The sequence below is a fragment of the Methylosinus sp. is20ea genome (genome assembly GCF_059718135.1).
The window spans coordinates 449076-465925 of sequence record NZ_AP046088.1 but is presented as its reverse complement, the minus strand read 5'-3'; the positions used below and the strand labels follow the sequence as shown (position 1 = coordinate 465925).

13 protein-coding genes, 1 tRNA gene and 2 pseudogenes are annotated in these 16850 nt (G+C 64.5%); 7 read left to right on the top strand and 9 right to left on the bottom strand.

From position 1 onward, the window contains the following. The first annotated feature begins 12 nt into the window (after nucleotides 1-12). From AC6IY7_RS02275 to AC6IY7_RS02260, 4 genes are all read left to right on the top strand, one after another. Nucleotides 13-978: an alpha/beta hydrolase gene (locus AC6IY7_RS02275; protein WP_497781395.1), complete on the top strand. Its 966-nt coding sequence runs from the start codon at nucleotides 13-15 to the stop codon at nucleotides 976-978. A gap of 148 nt (nucleotides 979-1126) precedes the next feature. Continuing rightward, nucleotides 1127-1426 carry a hypothetical protein gene (locus AC6IY7_RS02270; protein ID WP_497781394.1) on the top strand — a complete coding sequence of 100 codons (300 nt, stop codon included), beginning with the start codon at nucleotides 1127-1129 and terminating at the stop codon, nucleotides 1424-1426. After that, on the top strand, nucleotides 1426-2970 hold the full coding sequence (locus AC6IY7_RS02265) for a PepSY-associated TM helix domain-containing protein (protein WP_497781393.1): 1545 nt from the start codon (nucleotides 1426-1428) through the stop codon (nucleotides 2968-2970). Before AC6IY7_RS02270 ends, AC6IY7_RS02265 begins: the two co-directional genes overlap by 1 nt. Next, entirely contained in the window at nucleotides 2963-3289 is a 327-nt protein-coding gene (locus AC6IY7_RS02260; protein WP_497781391.1) for a DUF3325 domain-containing protein, read from the top strand. The genes AC6IY7_RS02265 and AC6IY7_RS02260 overlap by 8 nt, the downstream gene beginning before the upstream one ends. A 134-nt stretch (nucleotides 3290-3423) precedes the next feature. Here AC6IY7_RS02260 and AC6IY7_RS02255 read toward each other — a convergent pair. The 7 genes and pseudogenes from AC6IY7_RS02255 to rpe all read right to left on the bottom strand — a co-directional run bounded on the left by AC6IY7_RS02255 (nucleotide 3424) and on the right by rpe (nucleotide 9428). Continuing rightward, a pseudogene (locus AC6IY7_RS02255) lies at nucleotides 3424-4342 on the bottom strand (ISAs1 family transposase). 151 nt (nucleotides 4343-4493) lie between these two features. Further along, nucleotides 4494-5680, bottom strand: a protein-coding gene (locus tag AC6IY7_RS02250; protein ID WP_497781390.1) for an IS3 family transposase whose coding sequence is annotated in 2 segments (ribosomal slippage) — nucleotides 4494-5428 and nucleotides 5428-5680 — 1188 coding nt in all. Because the reading frame shifts where the segments join, the coding sequence is not laid out codon by codon here. 50 nt (nucleotides 5681-5730) lie between these two features. Then, on the bottom strand, nucleotides 5731-6723 hold the full coding sequence (locus AC6IY7_RS02245) for a hypothetical protein (RefSeq protein ID WP_497782889.1): 993 nt from the start codon (nucleotides 6721-6723) through the stop codon (nucleotides 5731-5733). A gap of 72 nt (nucleotides 6724-6795) precedes the next feature. Beyond that, nucleotides 6796-6894: pseudogene (locus tag AC6IY7_RS02240) on the bottom strand (DUF6538 domain-containing protein); the annotation flags it as partial. Nucleotides 6895-7012: 118 nt separating this feature from the next. Beyond that, nucleotides 7013-7087 (bottom strand) — tRNA-Gln (locus AC6IY7_RS02235). 80 nt (nucleotides 7088-7167) lie between these two features. After that, nucleotides 7168-8658 (bottom strand): pyruvate kinase, encoded by a 1491-nt coding sequence (locus AC6IY7_RS02230; RefSeq protein ID WP_497781389.1) that lies wholly within the window; start codon nucleotides 8656-8658, stop codon nucleotides 7168-7170. Nucleotides 8659-8741: 83 nt separating this feature from the next. Next, nucleotides 8742-9428 carry a ribulose-phosphate 3-epimerase gene (gene rpe / locus AC6IY7_RS02225; protein ID WP_497781388.1) on the bottom strand — a complete coding sequence of 229 codons (687 nt, stop codon included), beginning with the start codon at nucleotides 9426-9428 and terminating at the stop codon, nucleotides 8742-8744. A 180-nt stretch (nucleotides 9429-9608) separates the two neighbouring features. Here rpe and AC6IY7_RS02220 point away from each other — a divergent pair, with 180 nt between their 5' ends. Further along, nucleotides 9609-9971 (top strand): hypothetical protein, encoded by a 363-nt coding sequence (locus AC6IY7_RS02220; RefSeq protein WP_497781387.1) that lies wholly within the window; start codon nucleotides 9609-9611, stop codon nucleotides 9969-9971. A gap of 53 nt (nucleotides 9972-10024) precedes the next feature. On the opposite strand, the gene fba is transcribed toward AC6IY7_RS02220, so the two are convergent. Next, nucleotides 10025-11107 carry a class II fructose-bisphosphate aldolase gene (fba, locus tag AC6IY7_RS02215; protein WP_497781386.1) on the bottom strand — a complete coding sequence of 361 codons (1083 nt, stop codon included), beginning with the start codon at nucleotides 11105-11107 and terminating at the stop codon, nucleotides 10025-10027. Between the two features lie 319 nt (nucleotides 11108-11426). Here fba and AC6IY7_RS02210 point away from each other — a divergent pair, with 319 nt between their 5' ends. Next, entirely contained in the window at nucleotides 11427-12554 is a 1128-nt protein-coding gene (locus AC6IY7_RS02210; protein ID WP_497781385.1) for a glycosyltransferase family 61 protein, read from the top strand. 104 nt (nucleotides 12555-12658) lie between these two features. Further along, entirely contained in the window at nucleotides 12659-14818 is a 2160-nt protein-coding gene (locus AC6IY7_RS02205) for a hypothetical protein (protein ID WP_497781384.1), read from the top strand. A gap of 22 nt (nucleotides 14819-14840) precedes the next feature. Here AC6IY7_RS02205 and tkt read toward each other — a convergent pair whose 3' ends face one another. Next, nucleotides 14841-16844, bottom strand: coding sequence for a transketolase (tkt, locus tag AC6IY7_RS02200; protein WP_497781383.1), 2004 nt, complete (start codon nucleotides 16842-16844; stop codon nucleotides 14841-14843). Nucleotides 16845-16850: the final 6 nt, after the last annotated feature.

Sequence of the window (16850 nt, the reverse complement as noted above, 5' to 3'; positions counted from 1 at the left end):
AGGAAAATCGAGATGGGATTGAATCCGGAACTCGCGGCGTTTCTCGATCTCGTCGACGTCGGACGACGCAGTGGGGAAACGCGGCCGCTGCACGTCCTCACGCCGGACCAAGCGCGGCGCGAGTTCGCGATGGCGTCGAGGGCGCTCGATACATCCGGGGAAGATGGCGTGCAGCGCAAGGCGGTCACGGTTCCGACGCGCGACGGCGGCGCGATCGCGGCGCGGCTCTACGTTCCGGGCGCGCTCGTTTCGACGGGCGAGCGCCCGTTGCTGCTCTATTTCCACGGCGGCGGCTATGTCGTCGGCGGCCTCGACACGCATGACGCCTTGTGCGGCTCGCTGGCCCAGCGCACGCCCTGCGCGGTCCTTTCCGTCGATTATCGCCTCGCCCCCGAGCACAAATTTCCGACCGCCGTCGAGGACGCCGTCGACGTCTTCAAACATGTCGTGGCGGCAGGCCCGGAACTCGCGGTCGACATCCGTAGGATCGCGGTCGGCGGCGACAGCGCGGGAGCCGGGCTCGCCGCCGTATTGGCGATCATGGCCGCCCGCGACCGAGCGGTCTTCGGCGTCGCGCCAATCCTGCAGGCTTTGCTCTATCCGGTGACGGACGCGTCTTGCGCCTCGGCTTCGATCGATTTGTTCGAGGAAGGCTATCTGCTCGAGGCGCAGACGCTGCGCTGGTTCCACGCGCTCTACGCGCGCGCCGCGGATGATTTTGTGGATTGGCGCTTTTCGCCGTTGCTCGCGCCGGAGGTGAGCCGCGTCGCGCCGGCCTTCGTCGCGCTCGCCGAATTCGATCCGCTGCTCGACGAAGGATTGGCGTATGCGCAAAAGCTCGAAGCCGCCGGCGCGCCAGTCACATTACGAATCTATGAGGGGATGACGCATGACTTCCTGCGCATGGCCGCGCTGCTTCCCGAAGCGCAGGCTGCGCACGCTGACATAGCCGTCGCATTGGCTGCGGCCTTCGCATAAAGGAGAGGCTTCCGGTGGCGGCCGCGAAGTTTGGAATCCGTCCAGAACATGCACGTTGCGAGGCGGATCGGCGTACATTAGATTTCCTCGGTGCGGCGATCTTGTGCGTCGCGTGCGACGCCGAGGCGGCGCGAGCGGAAATGAGACGATGATCGACAGCGCTATGGCGCCGGGCAAAGGCGCGATCGCCTTGCGTATCTTGGGCGCCATATTCGGTGGCTATGCGTTCACGTCGGGCGCTGTCGCCTGCTCGACGCTGTTGCTGATCGCAGCCGGCGTCGCGCGCAGCGAGAGCGTGATGATCGCCACGCTGCTCGGCTTTCCGCTCTATCTTTTCGTTCTTCTCTGGTCTTTTTGCACGCCGGCCTTGCATCGCGTCTGGCTGGCGCTGGTCGGCGGCGGCGGCGCGCTCGTCTGGGCCTCTCGTCTGGCGAGAGATCTTCTTTGATGTTCCCGACCCTGCGCCGTTCGATGAACTGGCTGCATACATGGTCCGGCGTGACGCTCGGTCCGCTTTTCCTGGCTATCTTCTTCATGGGGAGCCTTTCGGTGTTCGATCATGAGATCGATCGCTGGATGATGCCCGCGACACGGCTTTCCGCTCCGAGCGGGCCGATCTCGCTCGATTCGCTTCGTCCGCGAATCGATGCGCTCGTCGCCGGAGCCGACGAATGGCGTCTCGTTCTGCCGGACGAAAGGACGCCGTTTGCGCAGCTCGGCTTTCGCGGCAAACAGGGCGCCCGCAATATCGCCATCAATCCAGTCAATGGAGACATTCTGCCGGATAGCGGAACGCTCGGCGCGACCCGCTTTTTCTATCCATTTCATTACAGCCTGCTCATCCGCATCTGGAACGTCGGCATCTGGGTCGTCGGCGCGGCGGCGATGGCGATGCTCGTGCTGTCGATATCCGGCGTTATCATTCGTACGCGCATCTTCGAAAATTTCTTCACCTATCGGCCGAATGGAACGCTGCTGCGCGGCAGCTTCGATCTTCACGCCGTGATCGGCGTCGTGATCCTGCCGTTCCTTCTCGCCATTCCATTTTCGGGCCTCGTCATTTTTTCCGCCGTCTATCTTCCGGCCGGCATCGAGGCCGCCTATCCGGGCAAGGCCGACGTTTTCTTCGACGAGGCGAGCGGCGCTCTTCGCCTTCGCAAGGCCGGGGCGCCGGGCGAACTCGGTTCGCTCGACGCCATGCGCGCGGAGGCCGAACGGCGCTGGGGCGATGGCGAGGCCACGCTGCTGCGTGTCGTCAACGCCGGCGACGCCAACGCGGTCGTCGAATGGCGACGGATGACGAAGGATCGCGTCCGCGACGACGGCCAGTCGATATTCTTCGATCGCGCAGGCCGGCTGCTCAGGCAGAGCGTCGCCGGACCGGCCAAGTCGACCGTCGACTTCATCTGGGGCATGCATCTGCTGCGCTTCGACCATTGGCCGTTGCGCTGGCTCTACTTCTTGGCCGGCCTCGGCGGCTGCGTCGTCATCGCCTCCGGCTTCGTCATCTGGATGGAAAAGCGGAAGGCGAAGCCGCATCCGACCGGCGTTCGCATCGTGGAAACGGCGGCCATCTCGGCGATTCCTGGACTATTGTCGGCGACCTTCGGCTTCTTCGTCGTCAACCGGCTTCTCCCGATCGCGACGCCTGGCCGCGCGCAATGGGAGGTTGCCGCTTTTTTCGCGATTTGGGCGGCGTCGGCGCTCTACGCGGGCTGGCGCGTGTCGAGAGGCCGAGCGCGGTCCGCTTGGCGAGATGAGAGTTGGGCGGTGTGCGCGCTGGCGGGCGCGGCGCCGATCTTGAATTGGATTACCACCGGCGACCATCTCGCTGAAAGCCTCGCTCATGGCCGATGGGCGATCGGCGGCACGGATTTGGGGCTGTTGTCGGGCTCGCTGATAGCGGCCGTGGCGGCAAAGCGCATCGCCTCGGAATCGACGCGTGCGGGACGAGATTTTCGGATCCGGCAGGTGAACGAAACCCATGTCTGAAATCCCATTGCTCGCATCATTCGGGGCTGCTGCGCTCGGCTTTCTGGCGATCGCCCTGTCTCTCCCGCGCCATTGGCGGGAAGTGTCGGGTCGAGCCGAATTGCCGCGCTTAATGCGGCTCGGCTCCCGGGCGGCGGGCTTCGGCCTTTTGACGACGAGCCTCGCTTTTTGCCTGCTTCGCGAGGGCGTCGAACTAGGTGCTTTGCTATGGCCGTTGAGCTCGGGCGTCGGCGCGCTGTCTGTTACGTCCCTGCTCGCTCTTCGCAATGGATGGGGCGAGAATGGTTTCGCGCGGTCCGTGACGCCGCCGCGCCTATAACGGGCGCGACGAGGATATTCGTTCTCCGACGTTTCAGCGCTTTTTTATGCGGCGAGCTTCGGAATCACGCCTTCGACCAGTCGCAAGAATCCGGTGTTACGGGTCCCCGCAACCACAGGGCTGTTCAACGCTCTTTACAAGCCGCGATATGAGAGTGTGACGGCGGGATCGATGGCGCCGCTCCACAAGGCTTGGGCGATGTTTTCGACGCCGTTGGCTCTGGCGATGTTGAGGGCATGCGAGCGCAGGCGGGCCATGACGTCGGGATTGACGCGGATGCGGCTCGCGTCCTCGGCGAGGGTCACGTCGCGAACCCAATGGTTTTCGTTCTCCACCGCCCAATGGCCGCGGATGGCGCTGGCGAAGGTTTCTGCGGGCAACATGACGGAGGATGCATAGAAGGCGGCTTCCTCGCGTCGTTTCCACATCCCCGTGGCGGCGGAACGGATCAACGTCGAGCGTGTGACGCGCACGATCGCGGCGATGAACATCCCCCATTCGTCGTCGGAGAGGGCGCCGCCGGGAGCGTAGACCTCGACGCGCCGGTCCTCCTGACGATTCCGCGGCAGATCGCGGCTGTCGGCCATGGCGATTGGAGCCGCCGTCGCGGCGACGTGTTCGCAGTGTTGCAGCAGGCTCGGCTGATTGCCTTTGACTTGCACGATGAGATCATTGCCGGTCGCTTTGGCGATCTCGAAGGTTTTTTTGGCAGTGCATGGCGTCGAGCGTGAAGACGCGCTCTTTCAAGCCCATGGCGGCGATCAGCGCCTGCGCGGCGGGGATCTCGTTCGATTTCTCGTCGATGACTTCATGCGCGAGAATGATCTGATGATCGACGGTGAAGGCACTGAGCACATGCGCCGCTTTGCGATCGGCGAAAGCGTCGAAGCTCTGCCGCAGGGTCTTTCCGTCGATGGCGATGAAGCGGGACGGCGCGCCCGCGCAGGAGCTGTCGAGGCTTTCCGCATGTGGAAACGACGCGAGGAAGCCGCCTTCTATGCATCCTCCGTCATGTTGCCCGCAGAAACCTTCGCCAGCGCCATCCGCGGCCATTGGGCGGTGGAGAACGAAAACCATTGGGTTCGCGACGTGACCCTCGCCGAGGACGCGAGCCGCATCCGCGTCAATCCCGGCGTCATGGCCCGCCTGCGCTCGCATGCCCTCAACATCGCCAGAGCCAACGGCGTGACCTGCCCCCGAAGTTTCATCCAGCGGCGAGTTGAGTCCCGGCGGTAGATACGCCCGCGGGCGTAGGGTGAGCAACAGGCGATCGGCGGAGCTGGTCCGGGTTGCGCAGCCGATCGCCTGTCGCGGTGAGCGCGGCCGCATAGTCCGCCGGCGTCGCATAGCCGAAGGAAGAGTGCGGGCGCCGGTGGTTATAATCGTGAATCCAAGAGCGGATCTTCTCTCTCGCGTGGTCGAGCCCGAAGAACAGCGTCTCGTTGAGCAGCTCGCCCCGCATGCGGCCATTGAAGCTCTCACAGAAGCCGTTCTGCATCGGCTTGCCCGGCATGATGAAATGCCACTCCACCTTGTTCTCCTCCGACCAGGACAGGACGGCGTTCGAGGTGAACTCCGTCCCATTGTCGGAAACGATCATGCCGGGTTTGCCGCGCCTTTCGATCAGCGCGGACAGCTCACGCGCCACCCGCTTGCCGGAGATCGACGTGTCCGGGATCGCCGCCAGGCATTCGCGCGTCACATCGTCGACGATGTTGAGGATGCGGAATCGTCGGCCGCTGGCGAACTGGTCGTGCACGAAGTCGAGAGACCATCGGGCATTCGGCTTCGCCTCGACGAGAATCGGCGCCCGTGTTCCCACGGCGCGGCGGCGCGCGCGGCGCTTCCTCACCGTCAGCCCTTCCTCGCGGTAGAGCCGATAGATGCGGTTCTTGCCCGAACGCTCGCCCTGCCGCCGGAGCAAGACGAACAGTCGCCGGTAGCCGAAGCGCCGACGCGCGTTGGCGAGATCGCGCAGCTCGGCGCGAAGCTCGGCGTCGGCCGGGCGCGTCGACGTGTAGCGCGCCGTCTTGCGATCGATGGCGACAATCCGGCAGGCCCGACGTTCCGACAGGCCCATGACGGCCTGAAGGTGCGCGACGGCGTCGCGCTTGACGGCGGGCCCTACCATTTTTTTGCCAGGAGCTCGCGAAGCGCCGCCGCATCGAGCATCTGATCGGCCAAGAGTTTCTTCAGACGGGCATTTTCCTCCTCCAGCGCCTTCAGCCGCTTGGCCTCGGAAACGTCCATCCCGCCGAATTTGGCCTTCCAATTGTAGAGCGTCGTCTCCGAAACCGCGTATTTGCGCGCGAGGTCCGCCGCCTTCGCGCCGGCTTCCTGCTCCCGCAAAATCCCGATGATCTGCTCTTCCGTGAACCGTTTCTTCTTCATCGTGTCCGTCCTGCAATCGGTCGGACTCTAATCGATGCTGGTGGGATTTTTCAGGGGCACGTCACGCGAAGCTGATCGAGCGTCCGGAAATTGTCCCGCGGGCTGCGGCCGTAGCTCTTGGCGACGGCGCCGAAGAGGTCGTCGAGATCGCCCAGGTGCTTCTGGTGGATGTCTTCGAACTCGACGACGCCCTGCTCGAGGAGAAGCCTCGCGAAAAGTCGTGAAATCTGACGCACCTGACGCTGCGTTTTCGTGTCCCAAGCCTTGGCGTCCGTATTCTTCTTGATGACCCCCTCGGCGAGCACGACGAATGGATGCTCGTCGCGCGTCAACGGCTTCGTTCTCGCCACCGTGGCGGGAGTCGGCGTGGGCACGGGCGCGGGGTCGGCAGGTGGCGGCGGCGCAGAGGCGGCCGAGGGCGCCGCATGTTCGGTTCGGGCGCCTTCGGCCGTCTCCGCGGCCGCTTCTCGATGGACGACAATCGGGGATGAGGCGAGGGGCGCAACGACGAGCCTCGACTCGGCGTGATCGACCGAGTCGCGGGGCGCTTCGGCGTGATCCTTCAGAATGTCGGCGATGGTCTTCTCGATCTCGACTCGCACGCCGTCATGGCGGCGCTCCGACTGAAAATTCGCCTCGGCGAAGGCCCGGTAGACCGTCTCCTGGGCGAGCGCGAGGTTCATCGGATTGGGCTCACCGCCGACCTCCTCGACGAGCGTCGCGAGTCGCTCCTTCTTTTCGGCGGCGACGTTTTGGCGCTGCATGAGATCGAGCATGAAGGCGGTCTCGGCGATCTCGTCCTGCGCCATCCCCTGCGCCGCCATTTGCGCGGCGGCGCGTTCGTCGACGGCGGCGGCGCGGCCGCGCGTCTCGAGCAGGCGATAGACGTGGCCCATCACGCGCTCGCTGCGGCGGCTCTTCTCAGGATCGAAATCGTCCTCCGCGCGTTCGCGCGCCGCCACGGCCTCGAGCTTATCGAGGTGCTGCGTGAAGACAATGCGGAACACCTTCTGGATTTGCTGCTGGGAGAGGCGACTGGTCATGGCGGCCGGAAAGAAACAACGATCGGCGAGCGCGGAAATCTGGCCCGCGAGGTAGCGCGCTCTCCCGGGGTTGCTGGTGCGCAGGCCGAGAATCAGGGTCGCAGAATTTCTCGATTCGGCAAGGGCCGACGGTAGTCGACGCCGCCAATAATAGTATGCGCCGCGACGCACGACATGGGGGATGGCGGGCACGAAAATCTCCGTGGTGTACCAGCCATGTGTCACACGGATGTGGAAACTCGCCCCAGCTAAGGCGATTTTCTAGCGATTCCAATGATTTGCGGAATTCTGGCTGGGGCGGGAGGATTCGAACCTCCGTATGGCGGAATCAAAATCCGCTGCCTTACCACTTGGCGACGCCCCATCGCGCCGCCCGGCTCAGCACCGTGGCGGCGGCTATCCCATAATGCCCCGGCGTCGCCTCCGCAACCGTTTCGCGCGCCCTTAGTCCCAGGCGCGCAGCGGCGTGAAACGCGCAAATTTCTTCGATTGGTGGCGATCCATCCGGGCGAGCACGTCCCGCAGGAAGGTCACGGCCTCGGCCAGATAGGGGCCCTTGTTCAACATCACGCATTCGGCGCGCTGCGCCATGGCCGCGTCGGTCGTCTCGGCCCGGCTCGGCGCGCCGTCCTTGATGAACTGGTCGAGCACCTGCGTCGCCCAGATCACCGGCACATGCGCCGCCTCGCACAACCACAAAATCTCCTCCTGCATCTCCGACAGCCGCGCGAAGCCGAGCTCGACCGCGAGATCGCCGCGCGCGATCATCACCGCCGTCGGATGATGCAGCGCCGAGCGCACGATGAGCTGCGGCAGATTGCGCACGGCGAGCGGAGTCTCGATCTTCAGCACGATCGTCTGTTTCGGCAGCTCGCCGCGCCGCGCTGTGAGATGATCCTGCAGCAGATCGACGTCGGAGACCTCCTGCACGAAGGAGAAGCCGACGAGGTCGGCCTTGGCGGCGACGAAGTCGAGGTCGCGGAAATCCTTGGGCGTCAGCGGCGGCAGCCGCAGATCGGTGGTCGGGAAATTCAGCCCCTTTTCGACCTTCAGCCGCTCTCCCTTGCCGCGCGCGCTGAACACCTCCAGCTCGACGCCGCCGTCGATCACGCCGACGACGCGCGCGCCGATCTTCCCGTCATTGATCCACACCTCGGCGCCGAGCGTAAGCTGGTCGATCGCCTCCGGAAAGCTGGGCTGGATCGCGACAGGCCCAGAGCTGCGCGAATCGAGCGTGGAGACCATGACGAAGCGGTCGCCGCGATAGAGGCGCAGCTTCTCGGGCGCGCGCAATTGCTCGATCCGGCATTTCGGTCCGGCGATATCCATCAGCACGCGGCAGTTGCGCCCGAGCGCGCTCTCGGCGGCGCGAATATTGGCGATCATCGCCTCCCAGGCGGCGGCGTCGTCATGCGCGCAATTTATGCGCGCGCAGCCCATGCCGGCCTCCATCAGGCGGCGGATGAGCGCAGGCTCGCTCGCGGCCTCGCTCGGCAGCGTGACCATGACCACGGCGTGGGGCGTCGTGGGGACGGCGCCGAAAATGCCGTCGCGCGCGGCCTCGAGGGCGTCCTCGCCGGCGCGCATGGCGGTGGGCGTAGGGTAGGGGGCGTCGGCTTCGCCGGTCAGCCGCCGCAGCGTCGCCGACAGGGCGTCGAGCGCCTCCATCACTTTCGCTTCGCTGCGGCCGAGCGAGGACAGGCCATAGCTCGACAGGCGAGATTGCAGATCGCTGAGGTCGCGGCGGCGCAGAGCGAGATAATGCGCCAGATTTTCGGTCCCCGGGACGGCGTCCCCGGAAAAAGGCCCACCCCAGCGCTCGATGAGCGCGCGGCCGTCGGCGACGACCTCCTCGCGCAATCGCGACAGGGCGTTCAAAAGGTCCAGGAAATCGGCGCGAGCCTCGCTCGCCGGCCTGTGCATGACGTCGTTCATCGGATGAGGTCCGCTGGAGACTGGGGCTTGATGCTCTCTTCCTCCTTCGTGACGGTTTCGTAACGGCGGTCTGCGACGCATTGTCAAACGGCGAGCGAGCCGGCGGCGGCCGCCGCTCCGCGCAGCGCCGCGATATTCTCGCGATAGGCGGCGACGCCCGAACCGGCGAACACCGCCGAGCCGGCGACGAGAACATCGGCGCCCGCTTCGACGATCGCGCTCGCCGTCTGCGGCGTGACGCCGCCATCGACCTCGAGGAATATGTCGCGCCGCCCGATCGTCTCGCGGATGCGGCGAATCTTGTCGAGCTGCGAGGCGATGAAGCTCTGGCCGCCGAAGCCCGGATCGACGCTCATCACCAGAATGAGATCGACGTCGTCGAGCACATAGTCGAGCGCTCGCTCGCTGGTTCCCGGATTGAGCGAGACGCCGGCCTTCTTGCCGAGCGAGCGAATGAGTCGCAGCGAGCGATGCAGATGGGCGCCCGCCTCGGCGTGCACGGTGATGATGTCGGCGCCGGCCTTGGCGAAGGCCTCGACATAGAGGTCGACCGGCTCGATCATCAGATGCGCGTCGAAGACGCATGAGGCGTGCGGGCGCAGCGCCTTCACCACGGCGGGGCCGAAGGTGATGTTGGGCACGAAATGCCCGTCCATCACATCGAGATGAATCCAATCGGCGCCGGCGGCGACGACATCGCGCACCTCCTCGCCGAGCCGCGCGAAATCGGCGGAGAGAATGGAAGGGGCGACAATGATGTCATACGTCATGTGAGAGGCTCCGTCGCAGCCGGCAGTCGAGATCATGTCGGGGCCCGCCAAAGGCGAATGCGATCCAGCCGGCCGCGTCGGCTCGCGTCACGCAGATTTCGCAATGGCCGTGCACCAATGAGATGGCGGCGCGCGCTCTGAACCGCCCGTCCGCCGCACACAACATAGAGGGGGGGACCCATGAAAAAAGCCATTGCTCTCGCGGCGTTGCTGACGCTGTCGCTTACGAACGCTCTCGCCGCCGATTGCGTCGTTCGCATCAAGCGCACCGCCTGCGCCGGTCAGGAGGCGGAATCCTACAAGAAGTGCGACGGCAAGCAGGAATGCGATACGCAGGAAACGGCTGCGAGCGAAGCCGAATGCTCCAAGGCGGCGTTGAAGCACTGTGACAACTCCCGCCTGGATATCACGAAATACAAAGTCGTGACGGCGACCTTCAAGGGCGCGGCGCTGACGGGCGGTTTCGCCGCCAACGGCAAGGCCGACGCGAAAGGCGCGAATTTCTGCGCCGCGGATCGTCCCGATCTCAACAAGTGCAAATAAGCACGCAGCGAGCATTGGCGCGCCCGACATTTTAGGGCGCGCCGTTCGAAACGTCACTCCGCCGCTTTCTTCTCCGCAAATTGCGGATCGAGCGCGCCTGCGGCATAGCGCTTCGCCATTTCGCTGAGTGGGATCGGCTTGATCTTGCTCGCTTGGCCCGCGGCGCCGAATTCCTCGTAGCGCTGCTTGCACACTTTGCGCATCGCCTCCTGCGCCGGCTTCAGATATTTGCGCGGGTCGAACTCGCCCTTGTTCTTCAGCAGCGTCGCGCGGATGGAGGCGGTGACGGCGATGCGGCAGTCGGTGTCGATGTTGATCTTGCGCACGCCGAATTTGATGCCGCGTTGAATCTCTTCCACTGGCACGCCCCAGGTCTGCGGCATCTCGCCGCCGGCCGCATTGAACGCGTCCTGCAGATCCTGCGGCACGGAGGAGGAGCCGTGCATCACGAGATGCGTGTTCGGCAGGCGATTGTGAATCTCCTCGATCACATGCATCGCGAGAATGGCGCCGTCGGGCTTGCGCGAGAATTTGTAGGCGCCGTGCGAGGTGCCCATGGCGATGGCGAGAGCGTCGACCTTGGTGCGGGCGACGAAATCCACCGCCTGATCGGGGTCGGTTAGCAGCTGGTCGTGGCTGAGCTTGCCCTCGGCGCCATGGCCGTCCTCTTTCTCGCCCTCGCCGGTCTCCAGCGAGCCGAGCACGCCGAGCTCGCCCTCGACCGAAGCGCCGACCCAATGGGCGAGATCGACGACGCGGCGCGTCACCGCGACATTGTAGTCATAGCTCGCCGGCGTCTTGCCGTCGGCCTCGAGCGAGCCGTCCATCATCACCGAGGTGAAGCCGAAGCGAATGGCGCTGGCGCAGGTCGCTTCGCTATTGCCATGGTCCTGGTGCATGACCAGCGGAATGTCGGGATACATGATCGCCAGCGCCTCGATCATCTTGGCGAGCATCACGTCATTGGCGTAGGAGCGCGCGCCGCGGCTCGCCTGGATGATCACCGGCGCATCGACCGAGGCGGCCGCCTCCATCACTGCGAGGCCCTGTTCCATGTTGTTGATATTGAAGGCCGGCACGCCATAGTCGTGCTCGGCGGCGTGGTCGAGCAATTGCCTCAGGGTGATCAGCGCCATGTGCGGTATCCTCCGAGCGTCGGGATTCGCCTCTTCGGCGGCGCCGCCCGAGCAATGCGGCGTCGCTTATTCGATTCTTGCGATAGCGATATAGCGGAGCGCGGACGATGTCATCTACCTCCCGCGCCGGGATCGTCTGCCGAGCCGGTCGCAGACGCCGGCCGGTCTCGCGTCTCCGGCTCGGCCGCGCTCTCGATCCGACTGCAGCGCGCCGTCGAGGATTGCATTGATATTGCAGGGTCAAAAGCAAAGCAAGCGCAATTGACAAGTGGTAAATAGTCGAGTACCGGCTTCGCCGTACATCTTTCGAGGGGCGATTATGAATTTGGTGCAGGCGCGTTTCGTGTCGACGCAGACCGCCGCGGAAGCCCAAGGCGCTCCGCTGTTTCGATTTCCTCTCTCTCGCCCGCCGGTGCTGTTGTTCCCCTCGGACCGCGGCCGCCGATTCGTCGACTATAGTATCGGCCTCTTCAAGGATGTCGCGATATTGATGCCGGAGTTCATTCCGATCCTCGTCAGGGAGGAGTTGGTTCTGATCGACGAAGCGCCGGATTCTAGTTATGCCGAGCGCGTGTCTTCTCTGAGCATCGATTTGAACGCATTCGACAGGCAGATCGACGAGCCCTGCATCCTACTCGGCGGTTGGACCGTCTGGTATCACTGGCTTCTGAATTTTCTCCCTCGCCTATATGTCGTCGAACTCGCGCGACAGCAAATGCCCGGTCTCGGCGACCGAAAGGTCGCGCTTCCCTCCGATGTTCTGCAAAGACCGGCCTATGTCTCGACTCTCGCGGCGCTGGGAGTTCCCCGGGAAAAGATTATCGATATGGGATCTGGCCCGATCGTTCGCTTCTCGGATCTCGCAATTCCGAACATTTTTCCGACTTGCTTGCTGTGTCCGTCGGCGATCGCCTTCATGAGCGAAGCTTTCGGAGCCTTCGCCGGGGCGTCGGGCGGCCTCCTGTCGCAAACGGCGCCGAGGCGGCGAGTCTACATATCGAGAGATCGCGGCGCCCCCATGACGAGACGGATCAGAAATCATTCGGCTGTCGACAGCGTATTCAGATATTTCGGCTTCGACGTCTGTTACATGGAGGCCTATTCGTTCGAAGAGCAAGTGAGATTGATCTCGCAGGCCGAATGCGTCGCCGGCACGCATGGATCGGGACTGACGAACCTCATATTCGCGCCCCCGGGGGGCGCGTTTCTCGAAGTCGGCGGCTTTGCTCGGTCGATGTTTTCGGACGTCGCCGACGTCGTTGGGCTGCGCGATCATGTTTTGGTCGTGTCGAACGAGGACGAGATTTTTCAGCGTCCCGTGCATATAGATGACGAGCATGCGCATTGGGGCGACTATGTCGTCGACACCGACGCTCTGGTGGCGATGCTGGAAAAAATGGGCTTGGAGCCTAGAGAACCGCTCGGTGTGGTCGCGGGGGCCGTCTAGCGAATTCCCGTCGCTCTCACGCGAGGACGGCGCAGAATGGCTGCGTCGACGCCGTCGGGTCGACACAAAGAACAGTTTCCGTGAATATGGCTGGACAATAGCGAATGACGTCTCGAGAACTCGCCTGGCAAAATCTTTCCGCGCTGCCGAACGAACCGAACCGCTTTTCGATTGCGGCTCTCGAGCAGATCGCCGACGAGCTCGAGGGTGGCGCGCTCCTCGACGATGAAGAATGGGTCGTGGCCGCGACCGACGCGCTTTGGCGCTGCGGTCTCGGGCATAGGGCGGAACGCCTGCTGCAACTTTCGAGACGTTCTTTTTCGACCGAGCAGGCGATCAGAGTCTCGATGCGCGCCACGCGCAATAGAGATGTGTTTCGAGAGTCGACGACTTTATCGATTTACGAATATCATTCCGAGCTCGTGGCGCGCCTCGAGATTCAATCCGAAATGGATATTGCATTTCACGTTCGGTACAATCTGCTGTGTTTGTATGCCCGAACCGACACGCAGAAGCTTTACGAGCAAGTGAATGAACTTCACGAATTATACCCGAGACGGTTCGATTTTCTGAACGGTAGTTTGAGCCAGCGCTTTGCCGCGAACGACTATGATTGGATCATAGAAAACAAGCGACGGATCGAGGAAGTCGAATATGGCGTCGCCTTTTTCATGCTGGCGGTCGCCTATTTGCGTTCCGGGCATATCGATGCGAGCGAAGCCGTCCTGCGGACCATGTCGGCGCGCGGCCTCATGCACGAAGTCGACGTCGGCTCTTTTCAGGCGCTGGTCGAAGAAATTCGACGCATTCGACTGGCGATCGAAAGATTGACGAATTGCGCCTCTTCAGATCAAAGCCTAGATTGCGTCGAGGGCTGTGTGATCGTGGAAGGCGGGCTGCTCAAAAAAAAGAAGCTCTATTCGCATTTGAATGCGCTTTTGCCGCCGATCCTCGAGAATTTCGGGCAAGCGCCCCTGATCCTCGGCTTCGCCGCCGAGATTCGCGAGCAGTTCGACGATCGTTCCGGTGCGATGCGACTATACGAGCGCGCCTTTTTTGCCGGTGAGGGCCGGGTTTCGACACGCGAACTGGCCGGATGGTGCGAGCGCATCGCTGCGCTCTTTATTCGCGAATTCAATGTCGACGGAGCGGAGGTCTGGTCCCGGCGGGCGGTTGCGCTCGAAGAGACCGAAGCGCGTTTGACGCAACTCGCCAAGATACTCGAGGGCAAAAACCAATTCGGCGAGAGCCTCTCGATTTACGAACGGCTCGACGGGACGCGGGCGCGGCAGGGACGAGCCGCGAATGAGGCGGTTTTGCAGGGGTTGCTGCGTTCCGCTCATGCGCTGGCGGGCAGGGAGATCACGAGCGCGCCCGCCCGGCTGCGGGTCGAGGAGACTGTTTCGCCCCGGCGCGTGGTGCGGGTGATCTTCGGCTTCGGGCCAGTCGGTGGCGTCGCCTTTCATGCGGATCCGACGATCTACGACGAAATATGGGTCGCCGATTTTCTCACAGGCCGGCTGTCTGGGTCCAAAGCGTCGACCGCCGCCGACGATCCGCTCGGCTGGGAGACGCAGGAGGAACTGCCTTCCGCGGCCGCCGTCGCTGCGGAGCGACCTCATGCCGGCCCGACCAGCCAACTGGTCCATCTGCTCCATGAATTGGCGGCGCGCCTCGAGAGCGCGTTGCGTCCGCATGACATAGTGGTCTTTTCGTCGCGTGACGAATGGCTTCTCCCGGAGGTCGTTCGGCGCACGGTGGCGGAGATAGACATTGGATATGCCGGGCATTCCCTATCGTTGAAATATCGGCCTTTCCGCCCCAATGTGGTCGACGCCGGACGGGAGGAATCGAGAGGCCCCTTCATCGTTCGCGCCTCGAAACTCGTCGAGGCGGGCCCCGCGATTCTCCGATTTTCGCCGCCGCCGACCGTCGGCCTGCGATTGGAGAACGCCGGCTTGCATATTCCACTCTTGTGCGAGCCCGAGCAAATGGCGTCGTTTTTCGTTCATGAGACCGCTTATCGGCGCTTCCGCAATGGCGAGTCGCCCGAGTTCTGGCGGGACATGTTGACCCGCTTGCAGAGCGGAACGGCGGATGTCGCGTCGCTCGGCCGTTTCGTCGTTCTTCCGCCGGAGAGCTGCGCGCTGCAGGGCTGGACCGGCGCGCCGCTCGCGCGCTGGATGATCGAGCTCGACGGAGCGAGCGCGGCGCGCGCCTATGCGGCGTTTGTCGACGCTCGAGCCCCGTCGCTTCGACTTTGATCCGACTGCGCCGGCTCGCGTTTCACGCGAGCAGCGCCTCGGCCGCATCGGCCACGCCAGCGGCGGTGATTCCGAAGCGCGTGTAGAGCGCATCGGCCGGCCCGCTGGCGCCGAAGCCGGTCATGCCGACGAAGGCGCCGCGCTCGCCGATCCAACGGTCCCAGCCGAGCCGCACGGCCGCCTCCACGGCGACGCGCGGCGCGGCGCCCAGCACGCGGTCGCGATAGTCTCGAGGCTGCGCCTCGAACAGCTCCCAGCAGGGCATGGAGACGACGGCCGCGCGCTTGCCGCGCGTCCACAGAAGATCGGCCGCCGCCAGCGCGGTCTGCACCTCGGAGCCGGTGGCGATCAGCGTCACCTGACGTCCGCCGCTCGGCTCGCGCAGCACATAGGCGCCGCGGGCGGAGAGATTCTCGCCGATCGGCCGCTCCAGCGTCGCCAGATTCTGGCGTGACAGGCTCAGCAGAGAAGGCGTCGTCCGCGCATTGAGCGCGATCTCCCAGCATTCGGCCGTCTCGATCGCATCCGCCGGGCGGAAGACATAGAGATTGGGCATGGCGCGCAGCGAGGCGAGATGCTCGACCGGCTGATGCGTCGGCCCGTCCTCGCCGAGGCCGATCGAATCATGCGTCAGCACATAGACGACGCGCTGGCCCATCAGCGCGGAGAGGCGGATCGCGCCGCGCGCATAATCGGAGAAGACGAGGAAAGTGCCGCCATAGGGCACGAAGCCGCCATGCAGCGCGATGCCGTTCATCGCGGCGGCCATGCCGTGCTCGCGCACGCCATAATGAATGTAGCGGCCCGAGAAATTCTCCGCCGAAACCGAGCCGAGCCCTTTGGTGATGGTGAAGTTCGAATGGGTGAGATCGGCCGAGCCGCCGATCGTCGCGCTCGTCGCCGCATTGACGACGCCGAGCACGGTCTCCGAGGATTTGCGCGTCGCGACCTTGGGCCGCTCGGCGGCGAATGTCTCGCGCAGCGCGCGCAGCGGCGCGGCGATCTCCTGCGCGATGTCGCCTTTCAGAAAGCTCTCGAATTCGTCGCGCTTGCCGGAGGCGGCGAGGCGCTGCTCCCAGGCGAGCCGCTCGCTTGTCCCACGGCGCCCCGCGGCGCGCCAGGCGTCCAGCGTGTCGTCGGGAATCTCGAAAGGCGCATAGGGCCAGCCGAGTTCGGCGCGAGCGAGCTCGATCTCCGCCCCGCCGAGCGGCGCGCCATGCACGGATTCCTTGCCCTGCTTGCCCGGCGCGCCATAGCCGATGACGCTGCGGCAGGCGATGAGCGACGGCCGCTCGTCCTGCTGCGCCTGCGCGAGCGCATCGGCGATCTCCGCCGGCGCATGGCCGTCGACGCGCTGCACATGCCAGCCAGAGGCGGCGAAGCGCGCCAGCTGATCGGTCGAGGTGGAGAGCGTCGTCGGCCCGTCGATGGAGATGCCATTGTCGTCCCACATCACGATCAGGCGGCCGAGCTTCAAATGGCCGGCGAGATCGATCGCCTCATGGCTGACGCCCTCCATCAGGCAGCCGTCGCCGGCGATGACATAGGTGCGATGGTCGACGAGATCGTCGCCGAAACGCGCCGCCTGCAGCCGCTCAGCAATGGCGAGGCCGACCGCGGTGGCGAGCCCCTGGCCGAGCGGGCCGGTCGTTGTCTCGACGCCGATCGTATGGCCGAACTCGGGATGGCCCGGCGTCTTCGAACCGAGCTGGCGGAAGCTTTTCAGATCGTCGATCGTAACGCCCGGATAGCCGAGCAGATAGAGCAGCGCATAGAGCAGCATGGAGCCATGGCCGGCCGACAGCACGAAGCGGTCGCGGTCCGCCCAGTCGGGCGCGGCGGCGTCGAATTTCACGAATTGCTGGAACAGAACCGTCGCGACGTCGGCCATGCCCATCGGCATGCCGGGATGGCCGGATTTGGCCTTCTCCACCGCGTCCATCGCCAACGCGCGAATGGCGTTGGCGGCGCGGCGCTCATCCTCGGCCGCGGCGACTTCGGCGACAGTTTCCAAAACATTCGACATCTGGTT